This window comes from Mastigocoleus testarum BC008 (assembly GCF_001456025.1).
Lineage (GTDB): Bacteria > Cyanobacteriota > Cyanobacteriia > Cyanobacteriales > Nostocaceae > Mastigocoleus > Mastigocoleus testarum.
Map to the genome: position 1 here is coordinate 1 of NZ_LMTZ01000046.1, position 20768 is coordinate 20768.

The window sequence follows — 20768 nt, forward strand, 5'->3', positions numbered from 1 at the left end:
TACCAGCAAAAGTTGCACAGCAGATATTGATGCGATTACATGAAGCATGGCAAGGATTTTTTAGCTCTTTAGCTTCATATAAGGAAGAACCAGAAAAATTCTTCTGTTCTCCACGTATTCCATCTTATCTTCATAAAACAAATGGGCGCTTTCCTTGTATTTATACCATCCAAGCAATCAGTAAGAAATATCTAAAACATTCCCAGATAAAGCCCTCCAAGACTAACATTGTTATTCCTACGAATGTAAATCAAATTCGTCAAGTAAGATTAGTTCCTAAAGGAAGTTATTACGTATTTGAAGTTGTTTATAAACGTTTGGAAGAGCCACAAATTCATACAAGCGATGGTATCGCCGGGATTGATATCGGATTAAATAACCTGGCAGCTGTAACATCTAATATCAAAGGCTTTAAACCAATATTAGTAAATGGTAAACCATTAAATAAAATCAATGCTTACTATCATAAAATACGTAGTAAGTTACAATCTCTATTACCGAGTAAACACAAAACATCTCACCAAATCCAAAATCTGACTCGTAAAAGAAATTTCAAGATTTATGATTATCTCCATAAGTCAAGTCGTTTAATCATTGATTATCTGGCAGCAAACCAAATTGGGACACTGATAATTGGTCATAACGATAAGTGGAAACAATCAATCGGTCTTGGTAAACGCAACAATCAGAACTTCGTATCAATTCCTTTTGACCGATTTATTTCAATGCTTAAGTATAAAGCAAAACTAATCGGAATCAAAGTAATTATTACAGAGGAAAGTTACACTTCCAAATGTTCATTTATTGACGAAGAACCTTTATCTAAATAACTAAATTATAAAGGTAAAAGAGTTAAACGCGGATTATTTCGTAGTCTAGAAGGAATCTTGATAAATGCTGATTGTAATGGAAGTGGAAATATCATAAGAAAAGTAGTTCCCAATGCTTTTTCTGAGGGAATACAGGGGAGCCACTGCGTTGCGGGGGTTCCCCCCGTTGTAGCATGTGGCGGGAGCCACTGCGTTGCGGGGGTTCCCCCCGTTGTAGCATGTGGCGGGAGCCACTGCGTTGCGGGGGTTCCCCCCGTTGTAGCATGTGGCGGGAGCCACTGCGTTGCGGGGGTTCCCCCCGTTGTAGCATGTGGCGTGGTTGTAGTTCCCCCAATGAGGATTACTCCTCACAAATAAATTTTATAGTCGATGTTATATTTGACTACAAAATTTACAACTATACTCATAATTAACAGTTAACAAGTTTAATTATAATTATGGATTTGTTACTACTTTGGGGAGTCACTCAGACTGCGGGCTTTGTTTTTAAGCCTATTTTGGAAGATTTAGCAAAAGAGTTGGGAAATATTGCAAAGAATGCAGCTAAGGATTGGGCTAAAGACTTATTTAAAAATCTCTCGACGAATCCCCTTGATTTTTTACACAGAAAAGATATAGATATTGCTGCTGGTAAAGCTTTAAATGCATTTTTGTCACTAGTACAACAGGAGTTGGAATACGCAGAAGTTGAAGATAAAGAATTGCAGCAGTTTATCCAACCATTTAAGATATTTATTTGCGATCGCGATGTTAAAGAGATTTTAGGAAGTGCTTTTGAGTATGAACGGAAAACCTTGGATACCAAGAAATTAGAAAGAAAATGGTATGAGCTAGAGTTACCAGAATTACCAGAGGATTTTGAATGGAAACGAATTGCTAAACCCTATTTCAAAAAAGTAAAAAATATCATCAGAGATTCAGATAAACTCAGGGAAATCCTTGACTCGAAAAATATCGAATCCATTAATAAATATACAAAAGAAACTACTGGAATAATTCCTGATTTCGATTTGCAGCGATATCAAGGAGGAATCAGAAAGCGATACAAAAAATTAAAATTAGAAAGTCTAGATACTAGCGGTTATGCCTATAACGAATTAAAGTTATGGCAAATGTTTATTGTGCAGAATGTTAGGGAAATACATTCAATCTTACCGCAGTTGCACGAAATTCCTAAAGAGCATTTGAGAAGACTGCAAGAAAATCAGCAAGCAGAATCAGGAATTGAAGAAAAAGATTTAGAACATTATAAGAAAAAATATTTTGAACAACCTATACGTTCCATTTTAGAAATAACTAATAATAAACAAAATAATAAGTTTATAGTTATTTTAGGCGATCCAGGTTCTGGCAAATCTACTTTTTTGCAATACTTAGCATTAAGTTGGGCTGAATCACCTTTAAGTAATTTAATTGAACAACCAATCCCACTATTAGTTGAATTACGCATTTATATGCGCCGAAGGGATGATAGGGAGTGTAATAACTTCCTTGAATTTTTCCATAAATGTAGCGGTGTGGTACATCACCTCAATCAACATCAATTACAAACACAGCTACAAGAAGGTAACGTCTTAGTAATGTTTGATGGCTTGGATGAGGTTTTCGATCCTGGTAAACGAGAAGATGTAATTACCGATATTCATCACTTCACAAATGACTATCCTAAAGTGCAGGTTATTGTTACTTCTCGGATTATTGGTTATAAACCCCAAAGATTGCAAGATGCTGAGTTTAAACACTTCATGCTGCAAGATTTGGAAACAGAACAAATTCAAGATTTTATTGAGCGTTGGCATGAGTTAACCTTTAATGATGAAGTAGATAAAATTAGAAAAAAACAAAGATTACTTTCAGGAATTGATAACTCAGCAGCAATTCAAGAGTTAGCGGGAAATCCCTTATTGTTAACAATGATGGCAATTCTCAATCGCAATCAAGAATTACCAAGGGACAGAGCAGAACTTTATAATCAAGCTTCTCGGGTGCTCTTGCATCAGTGGGATGTGGAACGTACTTTAGTTGAAGATAAAAGATTAGATCCCAAAACAATTGATTCTAAAGATAAACAAGCAATGTTGCGTACCGTTGCTTATTTTATGCAAACTAGCGATAAGGGTTTAGCTGGTAATTTAATTAAAGAAAGCGATCTAGAAAAGATTCTCAAAGATTATTTAACAAGTATAGAAGTTGATAAACCTAGATCGGCAGCTAAGTTAATGATTGATAGACTTAGAACCCGTAATTTTATGCTATGTTACCTAGGTGCAGATTATTATGCTTTTGTACATCGGACATTTTTAGAATATTTCTGTGCTTGGGAATTTGTCTGGCAATTTAAAGAAACCCAAACTTTAAGTATTGAAAAATTGAAAATACAGGTGTTTGGTAAACACTGGATGGATGAATCTTGGCACGAAGTTTTACGCTTAATTGCAGGAATGATTGATGCCAAATTTGTGGTGCAAATCATTCAATATTTAATGAAAATATCTGGTGGAGAAAAAGAGAATTTTGTCAATCTGATTTTGGCTGCTGAATGCTTGGCAGAAGTGAGAAATCGCAAGGTAACTATATCTATCGGTAACCAATTATTATCTGAACTTAAAAAATTAATTGACTATGGTGTTTATAAGATATTAATCAATCCCCATGCCGAAGAAAATAATAACAAAATTAGAAAGATTATTACTCAATCAATTAAAGTAATTACTAATACTTGGAAAGATGAACCTGAAACTTTAAGGTGGCTGAAAAAGCTTACTACCACTGATGATTATCGCGTACAACATGTAGCAGTACAAGAATTAGCCCGTGGTTGGAAGGAGCGTCCCGAAACTTTAAGATGGTTGAAAAAACTTACCATGTTGGGTGATACCGATCTCAAACGTGTAGCGATACAAGAATTAGCCCACGGTTGGAAGGAACATCCAGATACTTTTACATGGGTGAAAGATTGCGCTACCACCGATCCTGACCCTGAGGTCAGACGCATAGCGTTAGAGGAAGTCGCTCATGCTTGGAAAGATCATCCTGAGACTCTGATTTGGCTGAAGCAGCGCGCTACCGGTGACGAAAATTGGGGCGTTCGACGTGCAGCAGTTGAAGAGTTAGTCAGTGGTTGGAAGAACGATCCCGAGACTTTATCTATTATTAAGCAGCGCACGCGCCGTCACTAACATGTTTAAGTATTTATGCGGCTTACAAGTCAGTAAGGTACAGTTTAAAAGCTGAAAGTCTATTATCAAAACGATTATACTCCTGATTTCTGACTTCTGTTAGCAAAGCGGTGCGCTATTGCGCACTATTCTGACTCCTGACTCCTGACTCCTGACTCCTGATTCTTTATTCATTCATATTGTGATAAGTTGCAACCGCAGAAGGTGAAATTCGATTTAAATAACGGAATATCCAATACTTAAATATGGTATCCAAAATTACTGGAAAAGTTGCAATAAACAAATATATAAAATCGTGACTAGCAGGTAATCCCCAATGACGAGAAATTCCTTCTAAAACTACTTCCCATCCATGGGGTGAGTGGAAACCAACAAAGATATCTGTAAACAAAATGATAATAAACGCCTTCGCGCTATCACTCAGACCGTAAACTATGTGGTCAAAGAAATCTTTAAGTACCGCTATTGAAGATTTACTAAAGACTAAAAATATCACAAAAGCAGCAACTGAAAACATATCTGCAAAGACATTTTTGATCGCGCTACCACTTTGGCTCTTATACTCATTAGCAATTTCTCTGGCTTTTTCTTTAACTATTTCATTTACTTCATCAACAGAGAAAATCGCTTCATCTTTAATAAAATTCTCAAATATAATTTTTTCTCTATAAGCTCCCAATTCTACTAAAGCTTTTTCCTCCATCTCATAATTTAGAAAAATTTCAGTCTTTTCTGGGGGTCTAAATTTATCTACAATTGGTCCAACAATAATAGCTTTTGACAACTGATGAGTTAGGAGGGGAATAATAATTAGTAATAATAAAAATCTAACAGATACCAAAGTTCTTCTTTGAGACCTGCGAAAATCTTTGACAACATCTTGCTCTGAGTTGGGATTTAACTCTACTTGCAAGCGATTAATCGTACTTAAAATAGAACGGGGTAAAACTCCTGTCGCATCAGCTTTACTTGCGACTTTAGATGATTCCGGCTCTATTAAATCTGAAAGTTCATTTTCTTTGGCGATCGCGGAGTCAAACTTTACTAACTTAGAACGCTTGAGTTTAGATTGTCTTAATAGATCCTCATGGCTGGTATCATCATCAATAGTATTGTACTTGCCGACGATTTCATCAATAAATCTCAACCTTTCTAAAATGAAATCAGGTTCGAGAATTTTGATTTCTTGTTTTTTCAAAGCATTTTGACTGAATTCACTCAAGAAAAAGCGACTAGCCTTAAATTCTGTTAGCCGCATTCTTACTGTTTTGAGATGTTTCTTTAAATCTGACTCAAATAGTTCGACGATACTACGACTGTATTGCGTGGATTCTAGGGCTATTTTTTCGCCATTAAAATAATTATCTTCGATATTTTTAATCTGTAAAGCTGCTTTATAAGCTTCTTCCAGAGAACGTTCTGGAGTTGTTAAGTACCTTTTGTAAGCTGACAAAAGAAAAGAGTAAATTTCTCGTCCCCAATCAGAATTTTTCATCTTAGGTAAATTAGAAGAGCATTGCTCGCTATTTTTTTAACGTACTAATGTACGAGGTATAGTAACAAATTTACAAGGAGATAATTTGTGACTTTTAACTCTCTTTGGGTACTTGGCTCCAGTCGTAGTGGAAAAAGCACTCGCTTAGTAGAAGAATTTTATAGTTGGCTACAATACAATTCAATTTACAATAAGTCATTTGATGCAAGTCAAAAATTGACAAAAAGTAATTACAATGAACAAAAAGAGCTAGATATTGGTCAGTTAGAACCGGGAATTTTAGTATTTTCTGCAAATAATGATAATCGCCAGCAATTAACAGATAAAATTCTGAGCAGAACTCAGGGAAAATATCCATTACGAACTAAAACGCCTTTAGGTTTCTTTCAAGATGAGGTAATTTTATTTTGGCCTTTGTTAACTCAAACATTGAATTTAAAAGCTCAATTCCCAGTCAGGTTACGTCCTGAGACAGAACAGGAATTTGCGACAAAACTTTGGCGTTCCCACTTAGATGATACAACTTTGCGTCGACTGGGCCTTAACGAATATCGTTTGGTTCGACGAATTTTGGATTTATTACAATTAGCAGCTTACAGTCAAGTTCCCTGCAAACAAATAGAAGAAATTATTAGTAAATCTACTGCAACTGATGAAAATACTATCCAATTGGAACCAAACCTAACATCGGAATTATTATTAAACTGGCGTGAATGGTGTTTGGAACGAGGTTTTTTAACTTATGGAATCGTAACTGAACTGTACAACCAGTATTTATTATCCGATCCCATATACCAACAGCAGTTACTTAGGCGTTATCAAGCTGTTTTAGCAGACGATATACAAGATTATCCTGCTTGTATGGGAAATTTATTTGAGTTTCTTTTGGATAATGGGGTTGTGGGAGCTTTCAGTTATAACCACGAAGGTTTAGTACGTTTGGGTTTGGGAGCCGATCCCGAATACATGGCTCAATTAGCAGGACGCTGCAAAGTTGAAACCTTAGAACAAGAAGTTTTTTCCTCATTAGCTCCCAGTTTAACTAAACCAATGCTGGATTTGGTCTTTGAACCCATGACCTTGTCAAGCTTACCCCAGACAGTGCAATCCATCCAAACTACTTCCCGGGCTCAATTATTACGAAAAACTGCTGAAACTATCACTAAAGTCATTGACTCAGGGTCTATTCAACCCCAAGATATTGCCATAATTGCTCCAGGTTTAGATGCGATCGCTCGTTATACTTTAATTGAAATTCTTCACAAACAAGGAATCTGCGTTAATTCCCTCAAGTATCAGCGTCCTTTAATTAGTTCGCCCTTAGTCCGTTCTTTGCTGACAATTTTAGCCCTAGTTTATCCCGGTCTAGGACGTTTAGTAGACAAAAATGATATCGCACAAATGTTGGTAGTTTTAAGTCGCAAACAGGGAAGTATCCCATCTTCTTTCGCAAATAACGAAAATACCGGCTTAACTACTGAAATAGATCCTGTACGTGCTGGCTTAATTGCAGATTACTGTTTTAGACCTCATCCTGAAGTTCCTCAATTATTACCAGTTAATGCATACAATAGATGGGACCGTCTGGGATATGGATCGACCAAAGCCTATGATGAAATATTACAATGGTTGGAACAACAGCGTTCCAATTACCAACAACATCTAATTCCCAGTCCTGTATCTCTTTTATACAGCACCATTGAAAAATTTCTCTCTAACATTGCATACACCGCTTACGAACAATTAGCAGCTTTGCGGGAATTACTAGAAACCGCTCAACATTACTGGGAAATTAATACCCGTATTAAACAAATAGAAGCCTCCCAGAACGAGAATAATTCACCCACCATTAACCTAGGTAATTTAGAAATAGATAATATTGCCCAATTCATTCAACTGCTACGACGCGGTACGATCGCCGCAAATTCTTTTCCTGTTCGTCCGGTGGGACCTGCAGCTAATGCTGTAACTTTGGCAACAATTTATCAATACCGTGCAAGTAGAAGTTTTCATCGCTGGCATTTTTGGCTTGATATAGGTTCTCCTTTGTGGTCAAAGGGAGGTTCTGCAACTTTATTTGGCGCACCCTTATTTCTACAACATCGATTGGGACAACCTTGGACTGCTTTAGATGAAACCGAAGCAGAAGAAAACAGACTACAAATGATTTTAGGAGATTTACTTGCTCGCGTTTCGGAAAAGGTTTACTTGTGTCACAGCGATCTAGCTGTAAATGGACAAGATCAGCTTGGACCTCTCTTACCTTTGGTAAATGCTTGTATTCCGACCGATGTTGCTGTAGTGGGTAGTTATTAGTGATTAATTTGTCAGCTTTATGGAAGGGTTAATTAACGGCTCCATAAAGCTGGGTAAGTTCTCATTACAATGGAATATTAACTTGATATTCAATTGATTCTAATGAGTTTTTCTTGCGAGGTATCACTTTTACTTGTGGAAGGATTGATTAACAGTTTCAATGGTGACTTTTCCTTTTCAAATTGCTGAAGAATAAATCGAGCTACTTCCAGTACTGGTTCATCTTCTTTTTCTACTAAAATTTGGCAGTAATCATATAATGCGACACAAAAACCTTTAATTAAATTTATCTTAATTAATCCTTCATTTAATTTGTAACTAAAATCATTCCAGGGATTGTGTTCTTGATGATTATTAGAGTGTTGACAAAGCTCTACAAAATGCATTGCAGCCAGATATTCAGCTAAGGGATCGAGTGCAAAGCGGATCTTCTTTTGTGCTACATCAGTAGTTTGAATAATACGCAGGCGTTTTTCAAAATAAATTAGACGAAGTTCTGCGTCATCACCTTGAAGAGAAGCTAAAATCTTATCTCTTTGAGCATCTGTTGGTTGAAAAGTTCGTTTTACACATTCCCAAGCAATAACTTTGGCATCTTGTTGAATAGTGGGATTGGTTAACCTGTAGTCACTAAGTACAGTGCGGTTAAGTTCGTTAAGATACCATAGCATTAAGTCAGGAATATTTTCAGATTTCTGTAAAGGTACTTGCTGAACTCCCTCTACTTTAGTTGCAATTAACTGGTCAGCATAGAGTTTTGCTAGCAGGGCGGTAATATTTCGTTCCCCTACCATCTGCGATAAACCACTACAAGCTTGAAAAAACTCTGTATCGGTGAATAATTCACGTTTGTTAGCTTGAGTTAAGTAGGCTTCCATGAATGACGACAGTCTATCTCCTTGAATGCGGAGAGGTTTGAGAGTAGTTTTGGTCACCTTACCAAGGTTTTCCTCTGAGCGAGAGGTAACAACTAAAGCATTGATGGGAAAATCTGGAGACTCAGGTCGAATTGCCTTACGTGTAGTTTCGTTCATCTCCGAAAGATGGTCAACTATTACCAAAATTCGACGTTCTCTGAGGAGACGTTCGAGCAGTTCTTCAGAAACTGGTTCTATTTCATCCGTCAAGTCTTGTAATTGTCCTTGGATTGTATCTATCAAAGCAGCAATAAGAGGTGATTTGCTTAACTTTCCCATCTCAATTTCAATTTCATTTGAAATTTCTAAGTCTTCTTCAATCAATACTGGTAACATTCGGTGTTTGCACAGGAGTTGTGACTTATCATCTGACATCGCCCACTTGGCGATTTGACAAGCAAGACTTGTTTTACCAACTCCCCCTTCACCCTGAATTAGCAAGCAACCTCGTTTTTTGTCAAAGGTTGAACGCAAATGTTCGCTTTTGAGTTCGGCAATAGGTTTGTCTTTATCACGTACCACAGGGATGGAAATGTAAACATTTCTGTCGCTTACTGTATCCTTTTGCTCAAATTCATTTTGTACTGATTTCAGATATTCTTGCACCCAAGCATCCAGTACTCTCGGGCGATATTTCAGTGTTAGTAGTAACCAGTTTAAAGATATCTCTTTATCAATTACAGGCAGTTTGAAATAACCAACAGATTTTAGAGCTTTGTCAATTTTAAGCAACCATAAAGGACGTAGCCAAAAAATCCCAAATAGAGAGATTAGATAAACTCCGAGACCCCATACGGAGGGGTTCTTGATAATCTCATTAATAACTTGATGATGTTGCAACCTCTCAAGACTAGAGCGTAAATTTACTGTATCTGTTTGTATGTAAACACTATTGAAGTTCGATTTTTCTATACTTACTAGAGCTTTTTCTAAATTTGAGATTAGACCGTTTAACTGTTTTGGTTTTATATGGTTGGTTTTGTTTTGCTCTAATTTGACAACAACCCTTGTCAGGGCATCAGTTATATTTGTGAATATATATATATTTATGTTCTTCTCATCTTTTAGAATGTTTGTCATTTTAGTTACAATCATTAAAGATCTTTTATTATTCGTCCTCTTACTACTGCCAATATCTCCTAAAGCTCCGATTACGCTATTTTTCATGGTATTGTTGCGTCCTCTGTTGTAGGCTGCAACAAGTTGGTCAATAGAAGATTCTGCATTAAAACCTATATTTCCTAAGGTGTCAGCAGCATAACTACGTACTCGCCAAGTGGGGTCTTTTAGTGCTTCTGTTAAAACTTCTACAGTCTCTTCTGGATATTGTTTTCGCTTCAGTTGATGCAATTTTTTTGACAAAAGCTTTGCAACCTTTATACGTAGTTTGGTTTCGCTTACATTCGGATTTTTTAATACATCCAGTAGCCAAGGAATTAGATCTGATATTAATTTTTTGTTTTCTTCTGTATAAGTAATTACTTCACCAGCTGATAAACGTACTTGTAAATCTTGTTTTTCATCTTTGAATACATCAATTAATTCTGAAATTGCATGTGTGGCATTAATTGACCCTATTGTAGTGATCGCATTACTCAAAATTTCTGGATCTTGCTCTGTTTTGATCATGTATTTGAGATCGTCTAAAGCATCGTCAGCACCAGTACCGATAGCACTTAAAGCATCCAATGCAGTAATGCGTACCTGTTTTTTTGGATCTTTGAGGTACTTTCGAAGAACATAAATCGCTTCTTTTTTATCTTCAAAGGAGCTATATTGGGAATTGAATTTTTTTAATTCAGTATTAATATTGTCTGATATTTCAGAATTTTCAGGTATTTTACTTGGTTTCTGCTGACTCTTTACAGAAGTGATATTTTGTCCCCAACTAGCATTCCAGAAAAACAAGGGCGACGAAAAAAGGAGCAATAAAATTGCTATCCTAACGGTAAATTTTTGTGTTCTTAAAAACGAAAATCTAAAGCGAGTATTAAAAGACATAGATACATCCCCTCGAAAATTTACAATACTTAAATAAAAAACTATTTCTGAATTATTATGTTATTAACTACACTAAATTTTTGCTTATTCCACAATTTAGGATGATTTAAATTTATTCACAAAATTTTGTCTAATGGACTCACTTTAAGACTGAATTGACACATTTATTTTTGCCTTAAATAGCTTTTTTTTAAGCATAAAAAAGCAAATAAAAATATCAAGTTAATATTTCTCGTTTATTCTCATAATTGATTCTTAATCCTATCAATATTATAGGAACACGCGCTGATATAATATTTTACATTTTGCCGTATAAGTATAGGCTAATTAAAAATATGTGCAATACAGCTATCTTATTTTTATGAGGTAATATTTCTAAATCAATTTTTTTTATTTCTTATGTAGAGAATATAAGTCTTTCAGGATGAGAATTTCCCAAATTCACCGATATTTTAACTTTATGACGTAGTGCTAAGTACGTTAGTAAGAAAAATCATAACTTGTTTGTAATCGCGCTTTAGCGCTAAAGCGCTACTACTAGCCAAATACAGATATTTTATATTTATTTACATAGTTTACTTTTTTCTTGCCTACTTACTTAAGCTATTGTGCACTTTTAAAGCTCGGTACATTATAGAAGGGTTGAAATTATATTCAAGATTACTCGGGCGATAAATCTACGCTATAAAGAGTCTCACCAGCCAAATTACGCAATGTTACTGTCATTCTTTTTGTATCATTATCTATCCTAACTGTACCGAAGAACTGTAACCCCTCACTAGGGGGACGGTTTGGTTGCAAATCTGATGGTATACTTTGAAACTTCACAACTGGGCCGAAGGTATTATCCAGTTGATTTGGTCCGAATGTACCTGAATTTAGAGGTCCAGCAACAAATTCCCAGAAAGGTTTAAAATCTTTGAACCGTGCTTGAGCCGGATCGTAATAATGTGCTGCAGCGTAATGCACATCTGCAGTTAACCAAACAACGTTTTGAATGTTCTTTCTTTGAATAAATCTAAGTAAATCAGTAAGTTCTAGTTCCCGACCCAAAGCTAAATCATCTGCGTTTGCCCAAGCTTCAAAATTAGTGCTACCATCTCTAACTACTAGTCCTAGGGGCATATCACTAGCAATGATTTTCCAGGTCGCTTTTGATTTAAGCAGCTTTCTTTTTAACTTTCGTAATTGTCTAGAACCCAGAAATTCTGTTTCTTCACTTTGTATTGTTTGATTGTTAGGGGTATTTGGTCCACGATAGCTGCGCTCATCTAACATGAAAATATCTAACAATTCACCATAGTTAAAGAAGCGGTCAATTCTTGTTTTTTGTGGATTATTACCTTTATATCGGATGGGGCTATATTCCAAAAATGCTTGTCTTCCTCTTTTTGCGAGCAAGTTAACATCTTTTATTGTGTAGCGATCGTCATCTGCAGGGAGAATTTCCCCTGGATACCAATTGTTAGTTACTTCATGATCGTCCCACTGTACTAGAATGGGAACTTCTGCATTAAAACGCCTCACATTTTCATCCAACAAGTTATATATATAGTTACCACGAAATTCCTTTAGAGTTTCTGCTACCTTGGATTTTTCTTCCGTAGTAATATTTTTCCAAGTGGTACCGTCATCTAATATTACAGATGATTCAACGGGACCATCAACATAAACATTGTCACCTGAATGGATAAAAAAGTCGGGATTTAGTTGGCGTATAGTTTCGTAAATTTTCATCCCACCAAAGTCGGGATTAATTCCCCATCCTTGACCTGCAGTATCTCCACTCCAAGCAAAGAATATATCTCTTTCACTTGTGGGAGCAGTTCTAAAACTACCACTAACAGGAGCGCTGTAAATATTTTTGTTATCAATATCCTGGAAAGTTACTCGATAAAATATTTGTTCGTCTGCTGGTAGATTTTTTAGATTTAAACGTGCTGTAAAATCGCTATTTTCTAAAGCTAGCGGTCCCCTAAAACGCTCTACGTCACCGCGAAAAGATTCACTAGTAGAATATTCTACAAACATTCTAGCGGGGCGATCGCTACGACTCCAAATTACAATGCTATTGTTTGTAATGTCTCCACTTGCTACACCATAGGGGATATTAGGACGCATCTTATCAGAAGTAATAATTGCTGGTCCTTGACCAAAAACTTTTGATGTTGAGATAAGATTGGTCGCAATGATTCCTCCACCCATAAGTGCAGAAGAAAGTAAAAACTGACGACGGTTCAACTTCCCTGGAGTATTGGAGTTCATATGTATATTTTTGTGTGTTTTAACTGTAAATTGTTTAACTAGCGAATGAGGAAATTTTATTAATTTACGGTTAAGAATTTATCACATTGAGAATACGATTGAAGTAAATATACAGTTATTTTATTTTTAAGGGGATATTATGAACTGCTTGGACTAATACTGCAGTCTTGAAAATACCCAGTGTAGAGATAGTCGCGAGACTAATAGTAAATAGTTTAAGATTCATGATCAATATTTCCTCAAATATGCGTTCGATTTAGTTTGTGTGAAAAAATAAAAATTAGCGATTAATTACGCAATTTATTCTTGTTGCTTGCAACTAAATTAAAAATATTCATTTTATAGAGAACAACTAGAGAAAATATTGGGTCGAATTCGGGAAGATAGTTACCGTAACCAAAATCTCCCAATTTTTTACTTCTCACTATTTCTTCTACGCAAAAAAACGAATTAAATTATTAGTACTTTAAAACACCATTGTGACGCCAAAAATTACTGAGTGAGGTAGCATAGGCACAAGTGGCGTCAAGGTTAATTTAAATACAACTATACTCAAGCGAACTATGGTATCTACTTCAAGTCGGTTTCCGGACATTAATAATCATTGGGCGCGTCCATTTATTGAAGCCTTAGCAAAACGTGGGATTTTAACCGGGTATCCCGATGGCAGATTTCGCCCCAATAATTCTGTAACTCGTGCTGAATTTGCTGCAATTGTGACAGCGACTTTTTCCCAAGTTACCAAAAAACGAGATTACCAACCATTTAATGATGTTCCAGCTACACACTGGGCTATATCAGCAATTCAAAAGTCTTACGAAACGGTTTTTATTACTGGATATCCCGGTGGTTTATTCCGTCCTTCCTACAGAATTAAACGAATTAATGCCCTAATTTCAATTATTAGTGGTTTGGGTTGGACTACCAGGGTCGAATCCGATTTACTTGATGCCTTACCGCTGATTTATACTGATGCTGCAAATATTCCTGGATGGGCAAAAAAAGCCGCAGCAATTGCAACTCGTGCAGGTATAGTTGGTAGTTTTCCAAACACGAAAATACTTAACCCCAATTTGGCTGCTACTCGAGGGGATGTAGCTTTATTTGTTTATCAGGCTTTGGTTTATTTGAAGGAAGCAGACAAAATTTCTTCCCGTTACTTAGTTATTCCCCCAGATGGAGTACCTAAAGCGCCAGAAAAAGAAAAACCACCAGAACCATCAATAACTCTCGACAACGTAAAACTTTCTCACTATCGGGAATTTCGTGGTGCGTGGATTACCACTGTGTGGAATAGTGATTGGCCTTCCCGAAGCGGACTTCCTGCTTCTCAACAACAAGCTGAATTAATTAAAATACTTGATAAACTGCAAAAATTAAATTTTAACGCGGTAATTCTTCAAGTCAGACCAGAAGGAGATGCTTTTTACATATCTAAATATGAACCTTGGAGTGCTTGGTTGACTGGCGCTCAAGGACGAGCTCCTTCCCCATATTATGACCCCTTAGAATTTGCGATCGCAGAATGTCGCAAACGAAATTTAGAAATACATGCTTGGTTCAACCCCTACCGCGCCAAAACATCTATAAAGGGACCGCGAAATGTCAATCCCCACATGGCAATTACTAACCCAGAATATGTTTATCCTTGGGGTAATCAATTGTGGATGGATCCCGGCGCAAAGGCAGTACAAGACCGGGCGTATAATGTCATCATGGATGTAGTAGAACGTTACGATATTGACGGCGTTCACTTAGATGATTACTTCTATCCCTATCCGATTTCCGGAAAAGATTTCCCCGATAGCAAAACCTATTCGGCCTATCGTGCCAATGGTGGTAACCTAAATTTAGACGATTGGCGACGAGATAATGTCAATCGTATGGTTTTACGCTTATTCCAAGGAATTAAATCAGCAAAACCTCATCTCAAGTTTGGTATTAGTCCTTTCGGCATTTATCGTCCGGGACAACCTGCAGGAATTGTTGGTTTAGATGCTTATGATGTACTATACGCCGATGCGAAAAAATGGTTAGAAGAAGGTTGGGTTGATTACATTGCTCCTCAACTTTACTGGCGAATCGAGCAAACAGCCCAGAGCTATCCAACTTTACTCCAATGGTGGACGAGTATTAATCCCAAAAAACGACATATTTATGCGGGTAATAATATTGCCCGTTTGGATGGTAAAGCTTGGAAAAATCAGGAAATTATTAAACAAATCACAATTAGTCGTACCCTAGCATCTAAATTATCTCTGGGTAATATTTTCTTTAGCAGTGATTCTATTACTCGAAACCGTGAAAGTATTGCTGAAAAATTCGAGTATGCTCTTTATGTCAACCCCGCGCTAGTTCCCAGGATGGAATGGCGAGGGGATAATACTCCTCCATCACCACCCACAGGAGTAACAGCTAATTCTCGTCGAATTAGTTGGTCTGCTGGTACTGCTGATATTCGTTCTTGGACATTGTACGAGCAGGAAGAAAAACGCTGGAAACTCAAGAAAATCATACCTGTAAGTACTACCTTTGCAGATATGCCAAGTGGTACATATGCTCTTTGTGCTGTGGACAGAATGGCTAATGAGAGTGTTGGGGTAACCGTATCTGTCAGCTAATTATGGTTTTGTTTTGGGGGTGTTGGGTGCACCCCCAAGGATTTATATACTAATTAATTTACTATCTTTCAAGTAAACCTATAGTTGCGAATTGAATAAAAACATAAAATTTTTAAAATGTTTCTCAATTGATCTGTAATTAGATGATCGTTATCTTTCATCGCTTTTTCAATAACGAAATAAAAGTTGTAATAAATAATTCATCAGTTTAAATGTTATTTGTGATATTTAAACTTTTTTTTATGTTTAATCTCAATACTATTCAATCAGGACTTATTGCAATTAATCTTCATTAAGCAACTATGCTTTACTGTATATTGTTTATTTATAGGGATAATTGCAGTTGAGGGGCAGTCCATTTATTGCAAATTGTTGTTAGCTAGTGATTGTAATCTTGCTTTGAGGGATTTGGGATGTCTATATCTTGTGATGCTGTTTGGGTTAGTGCGAGCCCTTCTTTGAGATCTTTAAGTATGCCTTTAATTAAAAGATTATTACGACATGCAAATATTTCAGGATGGGAATACGTTCAGTCAAAGGATGAAGCTGCTTGCATGGATACAGCAGTAAAGTTACTACATGACTACCTACAAACTAGAAAATCTCCCGTTCATCTGGTCGGTCATGGTGCTGGCGGTGCTATTGCATTGATTTTTGCTCGCCAATATCCTCCGTTCGTCAAATCTTTAACTTTGCTTTCGGTTGCAACGCAACCTGCAAATACTTGGCATGTAAATTATTATCAACAGCGTCAAATATACACTCTTACCAGAGCAGAAGCTTTATTCAATACTATTCAAAATATGTTTAGGGAAGAACCGATTTGTACTCTACAGAAATTAAATCCACAAAAATTAATTAATCAATTTGATCGAGATTTAGAAAATTTACCTTTGAGACATTCGTTATTTAATATAGAAAAATTGCCTGTAGGCGGTGTTACTATGCCATTAATGATATGTGGCGGTCAAGTAGATCCAATTTTAAGCTATTTAGAGTTATATAAATGGGATGAATGGCTAAAACCTGAAGATACTGTCTGGAAATGTCCCCAAGGTAGTCACTTCTTCCATTATTTCTACCCAGATTTAGTCAGTGAAGAAATATCTAATTTTTGGAAGTTACAGCAAAACTATGCTTCAAAAAAAGATGTTGTCCAAACCTAGCTCGGAATAATCACTTCTATCTCAGTCGAAAATTACTTGATTGAGTGAGAGAAGAAGTGTGGGGAGTGTGGGAAGAAAGGGAAGAGGGGGGAGGGAGTGTGGGAAGAAAAGGAAGAGTGGGGAGTGTGGAAAGAAAGGGAAGAGGGGGGAGTGTGGGAAGAAAAGTAAGTGTGGGGAGTATGGGAAGAAAAAGAGAAATTTTTATAGGTAATTGTCTTGGTGTGAAGGGAGTAAGAAAAGTGTTTTAAATGAAGTAAATCTTAATAGGACACTTAGAAACTACAAGTTCTCAACTGCAAACCTATCTTTTTGAATTTTAAGGAATCTCTGGAAGTACAAATCCTAGCGTTCGGAAGGAAAAATTTATTACGTTAGATCCAGAGGAGCTTTAATTATGGCAAAAATAGCTATTTTCTATGGTAGTACTTCCGGTGTTACCCAAGGAGTTGCGACCAAAATTCACGAACTAATTGGTGAAGAGGTATGTGACATCTACAGCATGGAAGAAGATTTTATGAGTGTCGATGAAATGCTTGAGTATGATTATTTACTCTTTGGCTGTTCTACTTGGGGCTCCGGAGAAGTACAAAATGATTGGCGCGATCCACTCTTTGATATGGAAATGGACAAACCCGATTTTACCGGTAAAACTGTTGCCTTGTTCGGAGCAGGAGATTATGTAACCCATGGTGAACAATTTGTCAGCGCATTAGGAACTTTGTACGACCACTTCAAAAAATTAGGTGCAACTTTAGTTGGTGAATTTCCAACTGATGGTTATACCTACGAATATTCCTTTGCGGTGCGTGATAGTAAATTTGTTGGACTACCTATTGATGAGGTAAATGAAAGCGATAAAACTGACGAGCGAATTGCAAGTTGGCTTGAGATATTAAAGCAGTATTTTCCAATTGCATCCTTAGAAACTGCTTAATAGTCTATTCTTAGTAGTTTTTTTAGATTCAAGGTGATCGCTAATGGGTTTTATGGAGCTTGTTGAAATAAATTTTGACTTTTAGGATGAATCTTCCTTTCTGATCCCTCCATTAGATTTGGTAATATTTTTCTAACCGTTCTTGACTTGCAAGAACGGCTTTCAACTTCTGGATTAATTACTAATCATAAAAATCTATTAATTATCAAAATCAAATGACACGCAAGGACTATCAATCTCCTGTGCTGGTTGAAAGGAATTACAAAAAACCACAGTAGAACAGTTAACTTTTAACTCATCAGGATGAGTACATTGCACAGAACCATTGTTCAACGTATGAAAAGCACAATCATTACATATAGTTTTCCGTTGCGATCGCTGTCTTTTATTTGAGTTTGACATAAATATTTATATTTAGATGTTGATGCAGATATACTTGTATTTTTTAATACTTAATCTTATATTACCTAATTTAGTAGCAATGCTTGTATTTGCTTGATTAACATGCATTGAATCGTACTAACATTAGATATGTCATACGTTACTATGAGAACATGTAAACACACACGATCTAATGGTAATATACAAATACTCACACATGAAGAAATGTATAACCATTAGATATCAATACATCAACTGCAAATAAACTATATAAGCACTAATGTTTAAGCAGGTTATCTCAAAGATTCTCTAGAATATATCTGAATTAACCTCTAAAAAACGTATGCCGTTATTTGCGAGAAAATAATCTTATGTCCTCTTTACCAGTCCAAGAAACATCGATCACCAATATTGATATTTCCCTCGAACGTGATGTGTTTTTACGTACTTTAATCAGAGAACTGTCTGGTGCTTTGCAAGAAATAGTTGGTTTGGAAGAAGCATCGGGGTTTATTGCTATAGTTGGTCAGTCAATGGGTAGACAAATAGACCAAGAATATAAATCTGCATTAAATCTATCTAATCTTTCCCGCGAACAAGTTGCTAAGGTGTTGGTCGATCTGAAAAAACGAATACAGGGTGACTTTTACATTATTGAAGAGAATGATGAAAAGATTGTTCTTGGCAATCGTACTTGTCCATTTGCAGAAAAAGTTATTGGTCGTCCTTCAATGTGTATGATGACCTCAAATGTATTTGGTTCCATAGCTGCTGAGAACCTTGGTTATGCCAAAGTTGAGTTGCAAGAAACCATTGCTTCTGGTGCTTCTGGTTGCACAGTAGTGATTCATTTAAAACAGACTGAGGAAGCTCGGGAAGTAAAAGGTAGAGAATATCTTAAGGGTTAAGTAAGACTTAAATGGAGTAAAACTCCAGACAATAATGATTTAATAAAACCTGATGAATCCAGAAAATTTTCTTGAAGTCGCTACTATTTTACCAGAGCCTTTATTGCTTGTGAATGCTGAGGGAGAAATAATAGCTTCTAACAGACCTCTTGCGATAATGTTGGGTGTGAGCAAGCAAGAATTGCAAGGTAAAATGCTTTTCGATTTAGTCACCGAGGCTGATGAAAAAGTTCTAGACTATCTAAGGGCTTGTTCGCGGACTCGGGAGATGCTTCTTGGCTCTTTAACATTTCGTAACTCTGATGGAGAAGAATTAAGTTCTCGTTGTGAGGGAGCAGTTATTCAAGCCCGTTCTGCAGATTCTCCTGCAGTCAATCTCTTACGCTTACAAAACCGTACTTCAGCCAACAGTAATTTTCTTCTGCTCAATCAAAAAATCAAAGAGCTTACAGAGGAAACCCAATGGCGCAAACAAGCACAAGAAAATCTTTCAAAAACCAATGAAAGATTAAAACAAACCTTGGATGATTTGCAAAAAACTCAAGTTCAGTTAGTCCAAACTGAAAAAATGTCGAGTTTAGGAAAATTAGTTGCTGGTGTTGTCAACGAAATTAATCATCCAATTGACTTTATTGACGAAAATATTATTCGTACCAGTAAACGTATTCGAGAGTTGTTAGAATTAGTCAAATTATACGAGCAAGAATATCCCCAACCTAGTGCCAATATTCGAGAAAAAATTGCTGCAATTGATATTAATTTTCTTCAAGAAGATCTAGGGGAAGTTTTTTATTCAATGAGAAGAGGGACTGAGCGCATAGTCGAAATAGTCAAATATTTGCAAAATTTCTCTCGGGTTGATGAAGCCAAAATCAAAAAAGTAGATATCCATGAAATTATTGATAATACTTTGGTAATTTTGCAACATCGTCTTAAGCCCCGAAGGGTTCAAGATGATTCTATAGAATACTTCTATCCAGGTGTGGAAGTTATTAAAGAATATAGAAACATTCCTTTAGTTTATTGTTACCCAAATCAAATAAATCAAGTATTTATAAATATCCTTAACAATGCAATTGATGCTTTAGATGAGTTAATTCTTAATAACAACAAACCATCTATCAATCGCAATAAAGATAAGCAACTAGTAAATAGAGATTATCTTAATACATTGTGTGCAGTCAACGACGAAGAAAAAGAAATTATACATCCTCAAATTAGAATTAGCACTGAAGTAACTCGTAAAAATTGTTTATCAATTCAGATAACAGACAATGCTTTTGGGATGACAGATGAAATCCGTCACCGAATATTCGATCCTTTCTTCACAACAAAATCTGTTGGCAAAGGTATTGGTATTGGTTTATACATATGTGATCAGATAATTACAGAAAAACATGGTGGAAAATTGAGTTGCTTCTCCAAACCTAATCAGGGGAGCGAGTTCTTAATTGAGATACCAATACAGCCGAAGTTTTTATTTTAAAGTTTTTGATTTTAAAAGTTCTTAATCTTAGAAGTTCTTAATTCCGGAAGTTATTAATTTTAGGGGTTTTTGCTTTTATTCTTATTCTGAGTATAAATAAGCAAAAATAAATAAGCAAAATAACTTTTGTATTTATTGTCGGGTTATGTAATTTCTCTTTATCTATCACATCCTATTATCTGTCATACCAATTCTCTATGAAGATGCATATAATAATGCTTCATAAAATAGAGCTTCAAGGATAAAATCATAGCTTGTCAAAGAAGAGA

15 protein-coding genes are annotated in these 20768 nt (G+C 36.1%); 9 read left to right on the top strand and 6 right to left on the bottom strand.

The annotated features are described in order from the left end of the window. Positions 1-830 (top strand): RNA-guided endonuclease InsQ/TnpB family protein (locus BC008_RS09075; RefSeq protein ID WP_058183450.1); only part of this gene is annotated, 830 nt, incomplete at its 5' end. Between the two features lie 91 nt (positions 831-921). Here the strand turns inward: BC008_RS09075 and BC008_RS09080 are convergent. Next, positions 922-1164, bottom strand: coding sequence for a hypothetical protein (locus tag BC008_RS09080; protein WP_153009554.1), 243 nt, complete (start codon positions 1162-1164; stop codon positions 922-924). A gap of 103 nt (positions 1165-1267) precedes the next feature. Between BC008_RS09080 and BC008_RS09085 the strand changes: the two genes are divergently transcribed. Next, positions 1268-4009 carry an NACHT domain-containing protein gene (locus tag BC008_RS09085; RefSeq protein WP_058183452.1) on the top strand — a complete coding sequence of 914 codons (2742 nt, stop codon included), beginning with the start codon at positions 1268-1270 and terminating at the stop codon, positions 4007-4009. Positions 4010-4175: 166 nt separating this feature from the next. Here the strand turns inward: BC008_RS09085 and BC008_RS09090 are convergent, their stop codons facing one another. After that, positions 4176-5504 (bottom strand): proton extrusion protein PcxA, encoded by a 1329-nt coding sequence (locus tag BC008_RS09090; protein ID WP_027845498.1) that lies wholly within the window; start codon positions 5502-5504, stop codon positions 4176-4178. Positions 5505-5591: 87 nt separating this feature from the next. On the opposite strand from BC008_RS09090, the gene BC008_RS09095 reads away from it, so the two are divergent. Next, the gene (locus BC008_RS09095) at positions 5592-7820 is read left to right on the top strand and encodes a PD-(D/E)XK nuclease family protein (protein ID WP_027845497.1); all 2229 of its coding nucleotides are present in this window, start codon (positions 5592-5594) and stop codon (positions 7818-7820) included. Between the two features lie 89 nt (positions 7821-7909). Here BC008_RS09095 and BC008_RS09100 read toward each other — a convergent pair whose 3' ends face one another. The 3 genes from BC008_RS09100 to BC008_RS49340 all read right to left on the bottom strand — a co-directional run bounded on the left by BC008_RS09100 (position 7910) and on the right by BC008_RS49340 (position 13428). After that, the gene (locus tag BC008_RS09100) at positions 7910-10738 is read right to left on the bottom strand and encodes a HEAT repeat domain-containing protein (protein ID WP_058183453.1); all 2829 of its coding nucleotides are present in this window, start codon (positions 10736-10738) and stop codon (positions 7910-7912) included. 660 nt (positions 10739-11398) lie between these two features. Beyond that, positions 11399-13003 (bottom strand): alkaline phosphatase D family protein, encoded by a 1605-nt coding sequence (locus BC008_RS09105; RefSeq protein WP_027845526.1) that lies wholly within the window; start codon positions 13001-13003, stop codon positions 11399-11401. A gap of 287 nt (positions 13004-13290) precedes the next feature. Next, positions 13291-13428, bottom strand: coding sequence for a hypothetical protein (locus BC008_RS49340; protein ID WP_161938093.1), 138 nt, complete (start codon positions 13426-13428; stop codon positions 13291-13293). 138 nt (positions 13429-13566) lie between these two features. On the opposite strand from BC008_RS49340, the gene BC008_RS09110 reads away from it, so the two are divergent. From BC008_RS09110 to BC008_RS09125, 4 genes are all read left to right on the top strand, one after another. Then, entirely contained in the window at positions 13567-15624 is a 2058-nt protein-coding gene (locus tag BC008_RS09110; RefSeq protein ID WP_027845527.1) for a glycoside hydrolase family 10 protein, read from the top strand. A 413-nt stretch (positions 15625-16037) separates the two neighbouring features. Further along, a complete protein-coding gene (locus BC008_RS09115; RefSeq protein WP_027845528.1) occupies positions 16038-16790 on the top strand; it encodes an alpha/beta fold hydrolase in 753 nt (250 codons plus the stop codon). Positions 16791-16834: 44 nt separating this feature from the next. Continuing rightward, on the top strand, positions 16835-17038 hold the full coding sequence (locus BC008_RS50385) for a hypothetical protein (protein WP_058183454.1): 204 nt from the start codon (positions 16835-16837) through the stop codon (positions 17036-17038). A gap of 146 nt (positions 17039-17184) precedes the next feature. Beyond that, positions 17185-17724, top strand: coding sequence for a flavodoxin (locus BC008_RS09125; protein ID WP_027845529.1), 540 nt, complete (start codon positions 17185-17187; stop codon positions 17722-17724). 198 nt (positions 17725-17922) lie between these two features. Here the strand turns inward: BC008_RS09125 and BC008_RS46205 are convergent, their stop codons facing one another. Beyond that, complete coding sequence (locus BC008_RS46205; protein WP_072207706.1) at positions 17923-18126, bottom strand: hypothetical protein; 204 nt, start codon at positions 18124-18126, stop codon at positions 17923-17925. A gap of 350 nt (positions 18127-18476) precedes the next feature. On the opposite strand from BC008_RS46205, the gene BC008_RS09130 reads away from it, so the two are divergent. Together BC008_RS09130 and BC008_RS09135 are read left to right on the top strand one after the other, a co-directional pair. Next, positions 18477-19013, top strand: coding sequence for a methanogen output domain 1-containing protein (locus tag BC008_RS09130; protein WP_027845530.1), 537 nt, complete (start codon positions 18477-18479; stop codon positions 19011-19013). Positions 19014-19065: 52 nt separating this feature from the next. Next, positions 19066-20499 carry an ATP-binding protein gene (locus BC008_RS09135; protein ID WP_027845531.1) on the top strand — a complete coding sequence of 478 codons (1434 nt, stop codon included), beginning with the start codon at positions 19066-19068 and terminating at the stop codon, positions 20497-20499. The last annotated feature ends 269 nt before the right edge of the window (positions 20500-20768 follow it).

What these genes read in the sequence shown, in the direction of transcription:
- BC008_RS09085 (WP_058183452.1), top strand. Translation starts at nt 1,268, where the DNA reads ATGGATTTGTTACTACTTTGGGGAGTCACTCAGACTGCGGGCTTTGTT.
- BC008_RS09090 (WP_027845498.1), bottom strand. Translation starts at nt 5,504, where the DNA reads ATGAAAAATTCTGATTGGGGACGAGAAATTTACTCTTTTCTTTTGTCA.
- BC008_RS09100 (WP_058183453.1), bottom strand. Translation starts at nt 10,738, where the DNA reads ATGTCTTTTAATACTCGCTTTAGATTTTCGTTTTTAAGAACACAAAAA.
- BC008_RS09105 (WP_027845526.1), bottom strand. Translation starts at nt 13,003, where the DNA reads ATGAACTCCAATACTCCAGGGAAGTTGAACCGTCGTCAGTTTTTACTT.
- BC008_RS09110 (WP_027845527.1), top strand. Translation starts at nt 13,567, where the DNA reads ATGGTATCTACTTCAAGTCGGTTTCCGGACATTAATAATCATTGGGCG.
- BC008_RS09115 (WP_027845528.1), top strand. Translation starts at nt 16,038, where the DNA reads ATGTCTATATCTTGTGATGCTGTTTGGGTTAGTGCGAGCCCTTCTTTG.
- BC008_RS09125 (WP_027845529.1), top strand. Translation starts at nt 17,185, where the DNA reads ATGGCAAAAATAGCTATTTTCTATGGTAGTACTTCCGGTGTTACCCAA.
- BC008_RS46205 (WP_072207706.1), bottom strand. Translation starts at nt 18,126, where the DNA reads ATGTCAAACTCAAATAAAAGACAGCGATCGCAACGGAAAACTATATGT.
- BC008_RS09130 (WP_027845530.1), top strand. Translation starts at nt 18,477, where the DNA reads ATGTCCTCTTTACCAGTCCAAGAAACATCGATCACCAATATTGATATT.
- BC008_RS09135 (WP_027845531.1), top strand. Translation starts at nt 19,066, where the DNA reads ATGAATCCAGAAAATTTTCTTGAAGTCGCTACTATTTTACCAGAGCCT.